We start from the raw sequence: 15,744 nt of genomic DNA, 5'->3' as shown, positions 1-15,744 counted from the left end.
GGGACTCGTTGCTTCTTCCGTGATAAGAACAATACTATCCGGCATACGGAAGTCGAGGAGGAACCCGCAATGGCGATCACACTGACCGGCGAGCGCGTCGACGGCGGCGAGCGGATCCTCACGCCGGAGGCCCTCGACTTCGTGGCCGACCTCCAGCGGGAGTTCGGCGCCCGCCGCGACGAGCTGATCCTCGCGCGCCGGCGGCGCCGCGACGAGGTCGCCCGCACCGGCCGCCTCGACTTCCTGCCCGAGACCGCGGCTGTTCGGGACGGCGACTGGACGGTCGCGGCCGCACCCGCCGACCTCAGGGACCGCCGGGTCGAGATCACCGGCCCGACCGACCGGAAGATGACGATCAACGCCCTCAACTCCGGCGCGCGCGTCTGGCTCGCCGACATGGAGGACGCCTCCACCCCGCACTGGCCCAACGTGGTCGGCGGACAGGTCAACCTGTACGACGCCGTGCGCCGCACGGTCTCCCTCGACACCCCCGACGGCAAGAGCTACCGGCTGCGCGAGGACGAGCGGCTCGCCACCATCGTGATGCGCCCGCGCGGCTGGCACTTCGACGACCGCCACCTCCTGGTCGACGGGAAGCCGGTGGTCGGGGCCCTCATCGACTTCGGCCTCTACTTCTTCCACAACGCCCAGGCGCTGATCGACGCCGGCAGCGGCCCGTACTTCTACCTGCCCAAGACCGAGAGCCACCTCGAGGCCCGGCTCTGGAACGACGTCTTCACCTCCGCCTCGCAGCGACTCGGGATCCCGCACGGCACCGTGCGGGCGACGGTCCTCATCGAGACGATCCCCGCCGCCTTCGAGATGGAGGAGATCCTCTACGAGCTGCGCGACCACGCGTCCGGCCTCAACGCGGGCCGCTGGGACTACCTGTTCAGCCTCATCAAGTACTTCCGCGACTCCGGCCCGGAGTTCGTCCTGCCCGACCGCTCCGACGTCACCATGACCGCGCCGTTCATGCGTGCCTACGCGCAGCTGCTCGTGAAGACCTGCCACAAGCGGGGGGCCTTCGCGATCGGCGGGATGGCGGCGTTCATCCCCAACCGGCGCGACGAGGCGGTCAACGCCAAGGCGTTCGCGAAGGTCCGCGAGGACAAGCAGCGCGAGGCGGCCGACGGCTTCGACGGCTCCTGGGTGGCCCACCCGGACCTGGTGCCCGTCTGCCGCGAGATCTTCGACGCGGTCCTCGGAGACCGCCCCAACCAGCTCGACCGGCAGCGCGACGACGTGGACGTGACGCCGGGGGACCTGCTGGACCTGGCGTCGACGCCCGGTGCGATCACCCGGCAGGGCCTGCGCAACAACGTCGAGGTGGCGCTGCTCTACCTCGAGGCCTGGCTCCGCGGGCTCGGCGCGGTCGGCATCCACAACCTGATGGAGGACGCCGCGACCGCCGAGATCTCGCGCTCCCAGATCTGGCAGTGGGTGCACAACGGTTCGAAGCTCGACGACGGCACCACGGTCACCGCCGACCTCGTGCGCAGCGTCCTCGACGAGGAGCTCGCGCGGATCCTGGCGGAGCAGGACTTCGCCGGCAGCCGGTTCGAGGACGCGCGCCGGATCTTCGAGGAGGTCGCGCTCGCCGACGACTTCGCCGACTTCCTCACCCTCCCGGCCTACGAGGCGGTGGTGGGCTCGTGAGCACCGCCGAGGGCGTCGGCACCGACGCCCTGCTCGCCGAGCTCGAGGGCCGGCTCGCCACCGCGGACGCCGAGCTCGCGCGGGACTACCCCGGCGACCGCGGCGTCCGCCAGCCGGTGCACACGGTCTACGTCCCCGCCGACCGCTACGTCCGGGACGGGGTGGCGTCCTGGGGGGTGGCAGCGCTCGACGTGCTCGACGAGCACGCCCGCACGCCGGCCGGCCTCGCGGCCGCGGTCGGCGTGGAGGACGGTCTCGCCGACGAGGTCCACGACCGGGTACGCCGGAAGCTCGCGGCCGAGCCGGTCGAGGACCTGCGCATCGACTTCGAGGACGGGTACGGCGTACGACCCGACGACGACGAGGACACCGCCGCCCGCGCCGCGGCCGCCGCCCTGGCCGCGAGCGTGCTGGACAGCACCGCGCCGCCGTTCCACGGCGTCCGGGTCAAGTGCCTGGAGGCGCCGACACGGCGGCGATCGGTCCGCACCCTCGACCTGGTGCTCGGCGAGCTCGCTGCTCGCGGCGCGCTGGCGGACGGCTTCGTGGTGACGCTGCCCAAGGTCACCTCGGTGGCACAGGTCGAGGCCATGGTCGTGGTGCTCGAGACCCTCGAGCGCGCGCACGGGCTGGCCGCCGGCAGGCTGCCGTTCGAGATCCAGGTCGAGACGCCGCAGTCGATCCTCGGTGCCGACGGCACCGCCCTGGTCGCGCGGATGGTGCACGCCGCGGGCGGACGCTGCACCGGCCTGCACTACGGGACCTACGACTACTCGGCGTCGCTGGGCGTCGCCGCGCAGTACCAGAGCATGGAGCACCCCGTCGCCGACCACGCCAAGGCCGTGATGCAGGTGGCCGCCGCCGGCACCGGTGTCCTGGTCAGCGACGGGTCCACGAACATCCTCCCGGTCGGCGACCGCGACGCGGTGCTCGCAGCCTGGCGCCTGCACTTCCGGCTCGTACGCCGATCGCTGGCCCAGGGGATCTACCAGGGCTGGGACCTGCACCCCGCGCAGCTGCCGAGCCGCTACGCGGCGACCTACGCCTTCTTCCGGGAGGGGCTGCCGCAGGCCGCCACCCGCCTGCGCGCCTACGTCCACGGTGGGGACTCCGGCTTCCTCGACGAGCCGGCGACCGCAGCAGCCATCGCCGCCTTCGTGCTCCGCGGCGTCGAGTGTGGCGCCGTCGACGGCGCGGAGGTCGACGCCATGGTCGGTGTGGACGCCGACGGGCTCGCGCGGCTGGCACGGCGCACGCCTTAGCCTCCTTCCATGCGACTCGACGCGGAGTTCACCACCGAGCCGTTCCGTGGCGAGGACGACCCGCCACCGCACGCCACCGCGGCGCTCGAGGCCGCGCGCTCGGCCGGGCTGGACTGCGTCTTCGGCCCGCTCGGCACCTCCATCAGCGGGGAGCGCTCGGTCCTGCTCGCCGCGCTCGCGGACGTGGTCGACGCGGCGCTCGAGCACGGCGCCGACCGGGTGACGCTGCAGGTGCAGCTCGAGGGCCACGTGCCGCCGGCCCCGGCGCCCGGCGGTCTCGAGGGCCTGCTGGCCCAGGTCGCCGCCGAGCTGGGCGGCGACCTGCGCGCGCTGCCGCGGGCCGACAAGCAGCGCGCCGTACGCCTCCTCGAGGAGCGGGGTGCCTTCGACTACCGCAAGTCACCGGAGATCGTCGCCGAGGCCCTGGGCGTCACGCGGTTCACGGTCTACAACTACCTCAACCGCGAACGCGGCTGAGGATGGCGGAAGCGGATTCAACAAACTGTTGACGTGACCGGGTGCACATGGCACGCTCTTCGTCATCCGGAAGTGTCCTTCCGTATAGCGAAAGACGTGAGTCATGGGTCTCGACCACTTCAACGCCGGGCCGGCAGCCGAGCTGCGGCCCGTCCTGCTCGCCTGCTGCGACGTGCCGCGGTGGGCCGACGCCGTCCTCGCCGGCCGGCCGTACGCCGACCGAGGGGCCGCGCTCCGCGTCGCCGACCAGGCAGCGCGCGACCTCACCACCGACGAGGTCGACCGCGCGCTGGCCGCCCATCCCCGGATCGGCGAGCGCGCCCGGGGCACCCACACCGAGGCCGCCTGGTCACAGCACGAGCAGTCGGGTGTCGCGACCACCACCGCGGTCCAGGAGGAGCTGGCCGAGGGCAACCGGGCCTACGAGGAGCGCTTCGGCCGGGTCTTCCTGATCTGCGCGACCGGCCTCGGCGCCGAGGAGGTGCTCGCCGATCTCCGCGAGCGGCTGGACCATGACAGCGAGACCGAGGCCGCTGTCGTCGCCGACGAGCTGCGCAAGATCGCGCTGCTGCGGCTCGAGCGCGTGCTGACGGAGGAGACGAAGCGATGAGCGCCATCACCACCCACGTCCTCGACACCGCCCTCGGCCGGCCCGCGCGCGGCGTACCGGTCCGGCTCTCTAGAACCGCCCCCGACCAGGCCGTCCTCGCCGAGGCGCAGACCGACGACGACGGCCGGATCGCCGACCTGGGGCCCGACGAGGCCCCGCCCGGGACCTACGAGCTCCGGTTCGACGTCGCGGCGTACGCCGAGGCGACCGGCCAGGCCTGCTTCTTCCCGGAGGTGACCATCGCCTTCGCCGTCACCGACGAGCGGCACCACCACGTGCCGCTCCTGCTGAGCCCGTTCGCCTACTCCACCTACCGAGGGAGCTGACATGCCCATCCGCCTGGGACCCAACCAGTACGGCAAAGCCGAGAACCGGGTCGTCCGCGTCTACCGCGACACCCCGCGCCACCAGATCCGCGACCTGAACGTCTCCACGGCGCTGCGCGGCCGCTTCGAGGACGCCCACACCAGCGGCGACCAGAGGGACGTGCTGCCGACCGACACCCAGAAGAACACCGTCTTCGCGTTCGCCAAGAAGCACGGCATCGCCTCCCCGGAGGAGTTCGCCACCCTGCTCGCCGATCGATTCCTCGAGGCCGCGCCCGCCGCCGACGGCGCCCGGATCGAGGTCGAGGAGTACACCTGGGACCGGATCCCGGTCGACGGCGTCGAGCACGACCACGCGTTCGTGCGGTCCGGCCAGGGCGTGCGGACCGCCGTGGTCACCGTCGACGGGCGCGGCGACGACCGCGTCGTCCAGGTCGTCTCCGGCATCAGCGACCTGGTCGTGCTGAAGTCGACCGGGTCGGAGTTCCACGGCTTCCTCAAGGACGAGTACACGACCCTCCCGGAGACCACCGACCGGATCCTGGCCACCTCGCTGGTCGTCCGCTGGCGCTACGACACCGACGCGATCGCGCAGGGCATCGACTGGACGAAGTCGTGGGACGCCATCCGCGCCCTGCTGCTGCAGCGGTTCGCCGAGATCCACAGCCTCGCCCTGCAGCAGACGCTGCACGGGATGGGCACCGCGGTGCTCGAGCAGCACCCGGAGGTCGCGGAGGTCAAGTTCTCCGCGCCGAACAAGCACCACTTCCTCTCCGACCTCTCGCCGTTCGGGATGGAGAACCCCGGCGAGGTCTTCTATGCGGCCGACCGGCCCTACGGCCTGATCGAGGCCTCCGTGGTCCGGGACGAGGCGTCGGAGCCGGGCAACGCCTGGCTCGGCACCCCCGGGTTCTGCTGACCCGCACCCCCTCCCACCGCTCGAGTGGGCCTCGACGGGGGTGGACCTCAGCCGCCGGCGACGGCGCGGACGGCGGCGGTCTCGCCGACCAGCGCGCCGTCCACCCACACCCCGCCGACGTCGGCGGGGGTGCCGAGCGCGAAGGCCCGGGCCAGCGCGTCCTCGCCGTCGGCGGCGTGGGCCAGCCCGACGGCGAGCGGCGTGCCGTCGGCGGGCCGCAGCCACACGGCGTCGAACCGCTTGCCGACCGAGAGGTCGCCGACCTCGCCGAGGCCGAGCGCCTGGGCGCCGGCCGCGGTGGCGAGGTGCAGCAGGTGGGCGGGTCCGAGCGGGTAGCCGTCGGGGCCGAGGAGCTGCTGGGCGAAGTAGGCCTGCAGGCCCTCCTTGAGCAGCGAGAACCCGGTGCCCGCGCCGACGTCCGACCCGAGCGCGACGCGGACGCCGTGCGCCACGTGCCGGGCGAGCGGGAACAGGCCGCTGCCGAGGGTGGCGTTGCTGGTCGGGCAGTGGGCGACGGTCGTGCCGCGCTCGGCCATCAGCTCGAGCTCCGGATCGGTGGGGTGCACGTCGTGGGCGAGCACGCTGTGCGGGCCGCAGAGGCCGTGCCGGTCGTAGGAGCCGGTGTAGTGCGTGCCGCAGAGCCGCGCCACCTCGGCGATCTCGCGCTCGTTCTCGTTGACGTGCGACGTGAACATCGCACCCGGCACCTCGGCCAGGACCGCGCCGCACGCGGCGAGCAGCTCCTCGCTGCAGGAGAGCGCGAACCGCGGGATCACCGCGTAGCGGTTGCGCCCCACGCCGTGCCAGCGGTCGGCCAGCGCGAGCGACTCGGCGTGCGCGCGCGCCGGCGTGGTGAGCAGGTCGTCGCGCAGCCGCCGGTCGCTCACGACGAGTCCGCTCGTGATCCGCAGTCCTTGCGCGGAGGCCTCCTCGAAGAGCAGGTCGACCGCGGGCGCGTAGTGCGCGCCGAACACCAGCGCGCTGGTGGTGCCGGCGGACGCCAGCCCACGGACGAACTCGGGCGCGACCGCGGCGGCGTACGCCGGGTCCTGCATCCGCGCCTCCTCCGGCAGCGCGCACCTGTCGAGCCAGTCGAGCAGCGGCATGCCGAGGCCGCCGATCACGCGTACCTGCGGGAAGTGCACGTGGGTGTCGACGAAGCCGGGCAGCACCAGGCCGCCGCGCAGGTCGACGACGTCCTCGTCGGGGTGCGCGCGGCGCAGGTCGTCGTACGCCGAGCGCGCGACGATCTCGCCGTCGCGGACCAGCAGCCCGCCATCGACGTCGACCCGGAGCGCGCCGCCGGTGAACGGGTCGGCGGGGGTGTCGAGGAGGGTCCCTCGGAAGAGCGTCATGTGGTGACCTCGGTGCGGTCGGCGGTGAAGAGCTGGAGCAGGCGCGCGGCGACGGAGACCGCGATCGTGGCGGGCTCCTTGCCGGCCAGGTCGGGGAGGCCGATGGGCGTGGTGATCCGGTCGATCGCGTCGGCGGTGTGGCCCTGGTCGGCGAGCTGGCCCCGGAACCGGCTCCACTTCGCCGACGACCCGATCAGCCCGATGCTGGCGGCCCGGCCGTCGCGCAGCGCTGCGTCGCACAGCGCGATGTCCTCGGCGTGGTCGTGGGTCATCACGAGCAGGTGGCTGCCGGGCGGCAGCTCGCCGATGACGAGCTCGGGCAGCACCGGCACCTGGTGGGGGTGCACGCCGGCGACCGCGTCCGCGAGGACGGCCAGCTGGTCGTCGGCCAGGTGCTCGGACCGGGAGTCGACGAGGTGCAGCTCGAGGTCGTGGCGGGCCAGGATGCGTGCCAGCTCGACGCCGACGTGGCCCATGCCGAAGATCGCGACGGAGGGCACCACCGGGAGCGGCTCGAGCAGCAGCGTCACCTCGCCGCCGCAGCACTGGACGCCGTGCTGGTAGCGCGCCTTGTCGGAGAGGGACGTCTCGAACGCGACCGGCTCGGTGCTGCCGGACGCGATCATCTCCCGCGCGCGCTCCACGGCGACGGCCTCGAGGTTGCCGCCGCCGACGGTCCCCCAGGTCGTCTCGGCGGAGACGACCATCTTGGCCCCGGCGTCGCGCGGGGCGTGCCCGCGGACGGCGGTCACCGTCGTGAGCACCCCGGGCTCGCGCCGCTCCCGCAGTCCCTGGACCGCCTTCAGCCACGTCGTCACGACGACACCTCCTCGGGCTGCCGGCGGGCGACGCCGTCCACGGTGGGGTCCGGGTCCGCCTTGCGAGCGGCATCGAGCGCCCAGTAGACCGCCTCCGGCGTGGCCGGAGACGCGAGGTCGACGCTGGTGCCGGCCGGGCCGAACGCGGCGGCCGCCTGCCGGAGCGCCTCGCGGACCGAGAACGCCAGCATCAGCGGCGGCTCGCCGACCGCCTTGGAGCCGTAGACGACGCCGTCCTCGTGCGCCTTCTCCAGCAGCGTCACGTTGAACTCCGCCGGCATCTCCGAGAGGCTCGGCAGCTTGTAGGTGCTGGCCGCCTGGGTCGCCAGCCGGCCGCGGTGCGGCCCGTCGCTCTCGTCCCAGCGCAGGTCCTCGAGGGTCAGCCAGCCGGCACCCTGGACGAACCCGCCCTCGATCTGGCCGATGTCGACCAGCGGGCTCAGGCTGTCGCCGACGTCGTGCACGATGTCGACCCGGCGCACGGCGTAGGCGCCGCTGAAGCCGTCCACCTCGACCTCCGCGGCGGCGACGCCGTACGCGAAGTACTTGAACGGCTGGCCGCGCATGGCGGCGGCGTCCCAGTGCAGGCCCTCGGTCTTGTAGAAGCCGGCCGCCCAGAGCTGGATCCGCTGGTGGTAGGCGGTGTTGACCAGCTGCTCCCACGTCAGCCGGTCCCCGCCCTCGACCTCGGCCAGCCGCGCCTTGATCTGCTCGCAGGCGTTCTTGATCGCGGCGCCGTTGAGGTCGGCCCCGGAGCTTGCGGCGGTCGCGGAGGTGTTGGGGACCTTGTCGGTGCGGGTCGGCGCCAGCCGGACCCGGGACAGCGGGATGCCGAGCGTGGTCGCGGCGACCTGCAGCATCTTGGTGTGCAGGCCCTGGCCCATCTCGGTGCCGCCGTGGTTGATCAGCACCGACCCGTCCTTGTAGACGTGCACCAGCGCGCCCGCCTGGTTGAAGGCGGTCAGGTTGAAGGAGATGCCGAACTTGACCGGCGTCATCGCAAGTCCGCGCTTGCGGTGGGGGCTGCCGGCGTTGAACCGCGCGATCTCCTGCTGCCGACGCCGGACGTCACCGGAGGTGAGCACGCCGTCCCAGCAGGCGTCGAGCCGCTCGGCGTGCCGGACCGGCTGGCCGTACGGCGTGGTCTGGCCCGGCCGGTAGAAGTTCCGGCGGCGCAGCTCGCCCGCGTCGAGGCCGAGCAGCGGAGCACAGCGGCCGAGGATGTCCTCGATGACGAGCATCCCCTGGGGCCCGCCGAAGCCGCGGAACGCGGTCTGCGAGGTCTTGTTCGTCTTCGCGATCCGGCCCTGCACGCTGATGTTGGGGATCCAGTAGGCGTTGTCGACGTGGCACAGGGCTCGTGCCAGCACCGGCTCGGACAGGTCGAGGCTCCACCCGCCGTCCGCGGTCAGGGTCGCCTCCAGGGCCACGAGGCACCCGCCGTCGTCGAACCCCACCCGCCACCGGGAGTGGAAGCCGTGCCGCTTGCCGGACATGGTCATGTCCTGCGTCCGGTTGAGCCGCAGCCGGACCGGCCGGCCGGTCAGCCGCGCGCCGAGCGCCGCGATCGCGGCGAACCCGTGCGGCTGCATCTCCTTGCCGCCGAAAGCCCCGCCCATCCGCAGGCATTGCACGGTGACCTCGTGGCTCGGGACGCCGAGGACGTGCGCGACGATCTCCTGGGTCTCCGACGGGTGCTGGGTGCTGCTCTGCACGAACACCTGCCCGGCCTCGTCGACCAGCGCCAGCGATCCGTGCGTCTCGAGGTAGAAGTGCTCCTGGCCGGCGAACTCGAGCTCGCCCTCGAAGACGTGCGCCGCCGCGGCGAAGCCGGCGTCGACGTCGCCGCGCTCGAGCCGCCGTGGCGTGCCCTGGAAGCTGCCGGCCCCGATCGCGTCGCGCACCGAGACCAGCGACGGCAGCTGCTCGTAGTCGACCTGCACCGCTGCCGCACCCAGCCGGGCGGCCTCGAGCGTCTCGGCGAGGACCCAGCACAACGCGTGACCGTGGAACATCACCTCGGTCGGGAACAGCGGCTCGTCGTGCTTGATGCCGGCGTCGTTGACGCCCGGCACGTCGGCGGCGGTCAGCACGCGCACCACGCCCGGCACGTCGTACGCCGGCTCGGTGCGGAGCTCACGCACCCGGGCACGGGCGTACGGCGCCTGCACGGGCCAGGCGTGCAGCACGTCGCGGGTCCGGCCCACCAGGTCGTCGGTGTAGAGCGCCGCGCCCGTCACGTGCAGCGTCGCGCTCTCGTGCTGGAGCGGCAGGCCGACGGCGGCGTTCTCGGGGCGCTCGGAGAGGGCGCTCATGCAGGAACCTCCTCTGCCTCGACGTGCTCGGCGAACAGGCGGAGCAGCGACTGGCCGAGCATCGCGGACCGGTAGGACGCGCTCGCCCGGTGGTCGTCCATCGGCGTGCCCTCGCCGGCGAGCACCTCGGCGGCTGCGCGGACGGTGGCCTCGGTCCACGGCCGCCCCACGAGGGCGTCCTCCGTGGCGACGGCGCGCAGCGGGGTCGCGGCCACGCCGCCGAGGCCGATCCGCGCGCGGCGGACCACGCCGTCGACGACGTCGAGGGCATGTCCCACGGCGACGCTGGAGATGTCGTCGAAGCGACGCTTCGCGATCTTGTGGAACGCGGTGATCCCGGCCAGCGGGAGTGGCAGCTCCACCGCGCGGATCAGCTCGTCCGGCGCCTTGACCGTGGTGCGGTAGCCGGTGAAGTAGTCGGCCAGCGGCACCGCCCGGTCGCCGCTCCGCGACGTCAGCACGACGCTCGCGTCCAGGGCGAGCAACGCCGGCGGGGCGTCGCCGATCGGCGATCCGGTGCCGAGGTTGCCGCCCAGCGTCGCGCCGTTGCGGATCAGCCGCGACGCGAACTGCGGGAACATCGCGTCCAGCAGCGGGACCCGGCCGGCCAGCAGCCGCTCGATCTCGCTGAGGGAGAGCGCGGCGCCGAGCCGGATCACGTCCTCCCCGACCTCGAGCTCGCGCAGCTCGGGGAGGCGGTCCACCGCGACCACCGTGGCCGCGCGGGCGCCGCGGAGGTTCACCTCGACGCCCCAGTCGGTCGATCCCGAGACCACCTGCGCCTCGGGGTCCGCGGCCAGCAGTTCGAGAGCCTCGGCGAGGTCCGCCGGGCGCACGAACTCCGCGCCGCCGACGGCGTACCGCGTCGCGACCGGCGCCGGCGGCTCCGCCGAGCTCCGTGCGGCGAGCAGGTCGTCGTCGGTCGGCGCGTCCAGGGCGTACGCCGCGTCGCGGATGGGGCGGTAGCCCGTGCACCGGCACAGGTTCCCGCTCAGCGCGTGGAGGTCGAAGCCGTTGGGGCCGTGCTCGGCATCGGCGGTGTGGTGCTCGTCGGCGGTCGCCGTCCCGCGCCCGGGACGGTAGTACTCGGCCGCCATGCTGCAGACGAAGCCGGGCGTGCAGTAGCCGCACTGGGACCCGCCGCGGGTCGCCAGCTCGTGCTGCACCGGGTGCAGACGACTGACGTCGCCGAGGCCCTCGGCGGTGACGATCTCCTGGCCGTCGAGGGCGGCGGCCGGCACCAGGCAGGCGTTGAGAGCCGTCCACTCGGTGGGCGTGTCGGTGCCGGGCCGGGCGACCAGGACCGAGCAGGCGCCGCACTCGCCCTCCGCGCACCCTTCCTTGGCCCCGGTCAGGCCGCAGCCGCGCAGCCAGTCGAGGGTGGTGGTGTGCGGAGGTACGCCGGCCAGGGCCACCTGGTCGCCGTTGACCCGGACGGAGGGGCTGCTCGTCATCGCTTGATCCCTCGGGTGCGTGCGGTGTGGATCGGGTTCGCGACCTGGAGGAAGTCGTCGAACCGATGTCCCGCGATCTTCGCGATCTCGATCAGTGCGGCGGCGTGCTCCTGCGTCTCGCAGTTGCCGAGGCGTTCACGGCCCTCCTCCAGGATACGGTCGAAGGAGTCCGCGTCGCGGACGGAGATGACGAGCGGGAAGCCGAACCGCTCGCGGTAGGCCTGGGTGACCTGGGCGAGTGCGTCCTGGTCGGACTCGGCGAGGCTGGTCAGCCCGCGCGCGGCCTGGTCGCGCAGCGACGCCTCGCCGCTCAGGCCGTCGGCGACCAGGTCGGAGCCGAGCTGGGGGTAGGCCTCGATCAGCTCGCGCTGCCGCTCGGTCGACCCGGAGAAGAGGGCCTCCTGGAACGAGCGGCGCAGTGCGTGGGTGTCGGCGAACGGCCGCTTCTCCCAGGCCGCCTCCACCATCCAGCGCGGGCCCTGGAACAGGCCGGCGAAGGTCTCCACGAACTCCTCGCGGCCCATCTGGTTGACCTGGTCCAGCCGCACCGTGTCGCCCGGCTGGCCGGCGACCGCCGGGCCGTAGCTGAAGCCGATGTGGTGGAACACGATGTTGAGCACGATCGCGGTCAGGCTGCCCAGGGTGATGCCACTGCCGAAGATGATCTCGGCCCAGTCGGGCACGGCCTTGGAGACGTCCGGCTGTGCGGTCACGTACATCGCGAGGCCCACGCTGGTCGCCACGATCACCACGTTGCGGTGGTCGTGGAAGTCGACCTTCGACAGCGTCTGGAAGCCCACGACCGCGACCGTCGCGAACATCGCGAGGGCAGCGCCGCCCAGCACCGGTGCCGGGATCCCCGCCACCACCGCACCGGCCTTCGGGACGAGCCCGATCAGGATCATGAACAGGCCCGCGGTCGCGACCACCCAGCGGCTCTTCACGCGGGTGAGCCGCACCAGGCCGACGTTCTCGGCGAAGCAGGTGTAGGGGAAGGAGTTCAGGACGCCGCCGATGCTGGTGGCGAGGCCGTCGGCGCGCAGCGCCCGGGCGATGTCCTCGCGGCCCACCCGCTTCTCGACGATCTCACCGGTCGCGAACACGTCGCCGGTGGTCTCCACCGCCGTGATCATCATGACCACGATCATCGAGACGATCGCCGCGAAGGAGAACTGCGGCCAGCCGAAGTAGAAGGGCGTGGTGACGCCGGCCCAGGACGCGTCGCCGACGGAGGTGAAGTGGGCGTCGCCGAGCGCCCAGGCGACCAGGGTGCCGGTCACCAGCCCGACGAGCACCGCGATGGTGGCGAGGAAGCCCTTGAAGACGCGCTGGATCACGACGATCAGCGCGAGCGTGCCGACGGCGTAGGCCAGGTTCCGGCCGCTGGTCGGGTCGGACGCGGGGCCGGCGCCGCCGGTCGCGTCCGCGGCGGCGACCGGCAGCAGCGCGAGACCGATGATGGTGATGACCGACCCGGTCACGACCGGCGGGAAGAACCGGATCAGCCGGCTGAACCACGGGGCGACCAGGAAGGTCGCCAGCCCGGCGACGATGACCGCGCCGTAGATCACCAGCAGGCCGTCGGTCCCGCCGCCGGCGGCGACCGCGATCGCGATCATCGGCGAGACCGCGGTGAAGGTGACGCCCTGCAGCAGCGGCAGCCGCACGCCGACCTTCCAGAAGCCGACCGACTGGATGATCGAGGCGATGCCGCACGTGAACAGGTCGGCGTTGATGAGGTGGATCAGCTGGCCCGTGCTGAGCCCGATCGAGCTGGCGAGCAGGATCGGCACGATGACCGCGCCCGCGTAGAACGCCAGCACGTGCTGCATGCCGTAGACCGCGAGCTTCGGGACCGGGAGCACCTCGTCGACCGGGTGCTGGGGGCGCTGGGCAGCGGCGGTGGGGGGCTGTGATCGCTTCATCGGGCACCTTCCTTGGCGGGGGTCTGCGGAGTGACCCGGCTCACAGCGTGCGCCGGACGCAGGGACGCCCGGCACCCGCGGAACCTCCGAAGTTCGATCCGATCCGGGCCGGCGGTTCGTGCGATCGCACAAAGGTCGGTGCTGTCGAGGTCCGATCAGAGGGACTCGAGGGCGAGGTAGACGTCGACCCGGTCGTCGAAGCGGGCGAGGTCGCGGCCGATGAGCTCCTGCACCCGCTGGACCCGGTAGCGGACCGTGTTGACGTGCAGGTGCAGCGCGTCCGCCGTCCGGGTCCAGGACCCGGAGCAGCCCAGGAACGTCCGTAGCGTCTCCACCAGGTCGGTGCCGGACCGGACGTCGTGCTCGACGAGGGTGCCGAGCACGCGGAGGGCGTAGGCGCGCCGTACGTCGTCCGGCACGGCGGCGAGGAGCAGCACGTGGGAGGTCACCTCCTCCGAGCCGACGACCGACACCTGCCCGCCGCCCGCCCGCGCCGCGCGTACGGCGAACCGGGCCTCGTCCAGGGCACCGGACAGCGCCGTGACACCGGTGGCGCCGCTGACCCCGACGGCCAGCCGCTCGTCCCGGGACAGCCCGGCGGCCAGTCGCGCGGCAGCGGCCCGCACCCGCCTGACGAGGTCGGGCGCGTCCGGCAGCAGTGCGACCACCCGGCCCTCGCGGTCCGCCGCGACCACCGGTGTGCCGATCGTCAGCGCGACGTCCTCCACGAGCCCGGCCGCATCGTCGCCGGCGATCGCGCCGAGGTCGGCGGCGAGGACGACCAGGGCCGCCTCGGGGTCGGCACCCGCCTGGCGCAGCCGGCTCGCGACCTCGGGCGTCGGGGCGCCCGCCTCGACGAGGGCCAGGACGTCGGCGGCGATCGGACGGACCGCGCGGAGCCGCTCGTCGTGGCGGGTCCGGTCCAGCGCCACGATCGCACCGAGGTCGCCCACGGCGTCCACGTGCTCGCGCGGCCACTCGTGGTGGTCCCCGTCGACGACGAGCATCCAGCCGGTCGGTCGGTGACCGAGGCCCGACCCGACGGCGAACAGGCTGTGGGTCTCGTCCCCCGTGCGCACCACGGCGGGCAGGACGGTCGCGGACAGGAACTCGTGGACGATCCCGTCGACGGCGGGCTGGCCGAGCTCGTGGTCGCCGACCACGACGAACCGCCCCGTCGGCGTGAGCACGCGGCAGTCGTGGCCGATCTCCCGGGCGACCCGGGCGACGATCTCGGGCAGGCTGCGGCCGGCCGCCATCGACCCGAGCAGCTCCCGCTGGCGGACGAGTCCCGCCGAGAGCCGGCTGCCGCTCTCAGCCGCGTCGACGCTGGTGAGGTGGTCGGTCACGTCGATGAACGCCACCCCCGGCGGGACCTCGATCAGGGTCACGCCGTGCCGCCGGCACGCCTCGACCAGGTCCTCCGGGGCCGGCCCGAACAGCACGGTGCCCGTGACGAGGGTGCTGACGCCGCGCTCCGCGATCGACCTGACGAACGTCTCGCTGTCGTCCGGGCTTCGCCGCCAGGCGAGCTCGGTCAGCACCAGCTCGCTCCCGGCCAGGTAGCCGCCCGGTTCGAGGAGGTCGGTCGTCACCACCCGGCCGACCGGTCGCTGCAGGCCACCCGGCGCCTCGTACCGGAGCCGCAGCTCGAGGTGCGCCGTGTCCAGCAGGTCCGCCAGCAGCACTTGGATGAATCTACAGGGCTTGACGTGTCCGGCGTCACGTGCCTACTGTCGCGTTCCGTAATCCAGAAACTTGCTTCCGCGATACGGAAATGGTGCTAGAAAGGCGCGTGATGAGCCACTCGCTCCGCTTCGAGGTCAACTGCTCGATCCTCTTCACCGAGCTGCCGCTGCTCGAGCGCCCGGCCGCCGTCCGGGCCGCCGGGTTCGACGCGCTCGAGCTCTGGTGGCCGTTCGCGGAGGCGGTTCCGGCCGACAGGGACGTGGACGCCCTGGTGAGCGCGATCTCGGACGCCGGGGTGCAGCTGGTCGGCCTGAACTTCTTCGCCGGTGACATGCCCGGCGGCGACCGGGGGCTCGTCTCCTGGCCGGCCCGGTCGGCGGAGTTCCGCGACAACGTCGACGTCGTCGTCGGGATCGGCGAGCGGCTCGGGTGCCGGGCGTTCAACGCGCTCTACGGCAACCGGGTCGACGGCCTCGCTCCCGAGGCCCAGGACGAGCTCGGCACGGAGAACCTCGTGCTCGCCGCCCGCGCCGCTGCCCGGATCGGGGGCACCGTGCTGGTCGAGCCGGTCAGCGGGGCCGAGCGCTACCCGCTGCTGACCGCGGCGGACGCGCTCGCCGTCGTCGACCGCGCGGGCGAGCCGAACATCGGCCTGCTCGCCGACCTCTACCACCTCGCGGTCAACGGCGACGACGTCGACGCCGTTCTCGACCGGCACACCGACAAGGTGGCGCACGTCCAGGTCGCGGACGCTCCCGGCCGCAACGAGCCGGGCACCGGCAGCCTGCCGCTCGAGCGCCAGCTGGCGGCGCTCCAGGCCGGTGGCTACGCCGGCTGGGTCGGCCTCGAGTACAAGCCCGCCACGACCACCACCGACAGCTTCGGCTGGCTGCCGCGCGAGCGTCGCGGCGCCGCTGCAGCCACCCACTGACGAG

At 73.2% G+C, this 15,744-nt stretch carries 13 protein-coding genes; 7 read left to right on the top strand and 6 right to left on the bottom strand.

The features are described 5' to 3' along the window. Window positions 1-69 precede the first annotated feature (69 nt). From aceB to pucL, 6 genes are all read left to right on the top strand, one after another. Entirely contained in the window at window positions 70-1,659 is a 1,590-nt protein-coding gene (aceB, locus tag ABD709_RS18940; protein WP_344778375.1) for a malate synthase A, read from the top strand. Continuing rightward, entirely contained in the window at window positions 1,656-2,921 is a 1,266-nt protein-coding gene (locus ABD709_RS18935) for a DUF6986 family protein (RefSeq protein ID WP_344778373.1), read from the top strand. The genes aceB and ABD709_RS18935 overlap by 4 nt, the downstream gene beginning before the upstream one ends. A gap of 9 nt (window positions 2,922-2,930) precedes the next feature. Beyond that, window positions 2,931-3,398, top strand: a complete 468-nt coding sequence (locus ABD709_RS18930; protein ID WP_344778371.1) for a helix-turn-helix domain-containing protein — start codon at window positions 2,931-2,933, stop codon at window positions 3,396-3,398. 103 nt (window positions 3,399-3,501) lie between these two features. Continuing rightward, the gene (uraD, locus tag ABD709_RS18925; protein WP_344778369.1) at window positions 3,502-4,008 is read left to right on the top strand and encodes a 2-oxo-4-hydroxy-4-carboxy-5-ureidoimidazoline decarboxylase; all 507 of its coding nucleotides are present in this window, start codon (window positions 3,502-3,504) and stop codon (window positions 4,006-4,008) included. After that, window positions 4,005-4,334 (top strand): hydroxyisourate hydrolase, encoded by a 330-nt coding sequence (gene uraH, locus ABD709_RS18920; protein WP_344778367.1) that lies wholly within the window; start codon window positions 4,005-4,007, stop codon window positions 4,332-4,334. The genes uraD (ABD709_RS18925) and uraH overlap by 4 nt, the downstream gene beginning before the upstream one ends. Window position 4,335: 1 nt before the next feature. Beyond that, a complete protein-coding gene (pucL, locus tag ABD709_RS18915; RefSeq protein ID WP_344778365.1) occupies window positions 4,336-5,253 on the top strand; it encodes a factor-independent urate hydroxylase in 918 nt (305 codons plus the stop codon). Window positions 5,254-5,300: 47 nt separating this feature from the next. Here the strand turns inward: pucL and ABD709_RS18910 are convergent, their stop codons facing one another. From ABD709_RS18910 to ABD709_RS18885, 6 genes are all read right to left on the bottom strand, one after another. Further along, window positions 5,301-6,608, bottom strand: a complete 1,308-nt coding sequence (locus tag ABD709_RS18910) for a guanine deaminase (protein WP_344778363.1) — start codon at window positions 6,606-6,608, stop codon at window positions 5,301-5,303. Further along, window positions 6,605-7,426, bottom strand: coding sequence for a xanthine dehydrogenase accessory protein XdhC (gene xdhC, locus ABD709_RS18905; RefSeq protein WP_344778361.1), 822 nt, complete (start codon window positions 7,424-7,426; stop codon window positions 6,605-6,607). Before xdhC ends, ABD709_RS18910 begins: the two co-directional genes overlap by 4 nt. Next, window positions 7,423-9,741, bottom strand: a complete 2,319-nt coding sequence (xdhB, locus tag ABD709_RS18900; protein ID WP_344778359.1) for a xanthine dehydrogenase molybdopterin binding subunit — start codon at window positions 9,739-9,741, stop codon at window positions 7,423-7,425. Before xdhB ends, xdhC begins: the two co-directional genes overlap by 4 nt. Then, window positions 9,738-11,195, bottom strand: a complete 1,458-nt coding sequence (locus tag ABD709_RS18895) for a xanthine dehydrogenase small subunit (protein WP_344778357.1) — start codon at window positions 11,193-11,195, stop codon at window positions 9,738-9,740. Before ABD709_RS18895 ends, xdhB begins: the two co-directional genes overlap by 4 nt. After that, complete coding sequence (gene uraD, locus ABD709_RS18890) at window positions 11,192-13,120, bottom strand: 2-oxo-4-hydroxy-4-carboxy-5-ureidoimidazoline decarboxylase (RefSeq protein ID WP_344778355.1); 1,929 nt, start codon at window positions 13,118-13,120, stop codon at window positions 11,192-11,194. The genes ABD709_RS18895 and uraD (ABD709_RS18890) overlap by 4 nt, the downstream gene beginning before the upstream one ends. Before the next feature lie 155 nt (window positions 13,121-13,275). Continuing rightward, on the bottom strand, window positions 13,276-14,808 hold the full coding sequence (locus tag ABD709_RS18885; RefSeq protein WP_344778353.1) for a PucR family transcriptional regulator: 1,533 nt from the start codon (window positions 14,806-14,808) through the stop codon (window positions 13,276-13,278). A 110-nt stretch (window positions 14,809-14,918) separates the two neighbouring features. Here ABD709_RS18885 and ABD709_RS18880 point away from each other — a divergent pair, with 110 nt between their 5' ends. Next, complete coding sequence (locus tag ABD709_RS18880; protein WP_344778351.1) at window positions 14,919-15,740, top strand: hydroxypyruvate isomerase family protein; 822 nt, start codon at window positions 14,919-14,921, stop codon at window positions 15,738-15,740. The last annotated feature ends 4 nt before the right edge of the window (window positions 15,741-15,744 follow it).

Origin of the sequence: Nocardioides panacisoli, assembly GCF_039537325.1 — a bacterium.
GTDB lineage: Bacteria > Actinomycetota > Actinomycetes > Propionibacteriales > Nocardioidaceae > Nocardioides > Nocardioides panacisoli.
This window is presented reverse-complemented; position numbering and strand designations above follow the sequence as displayed.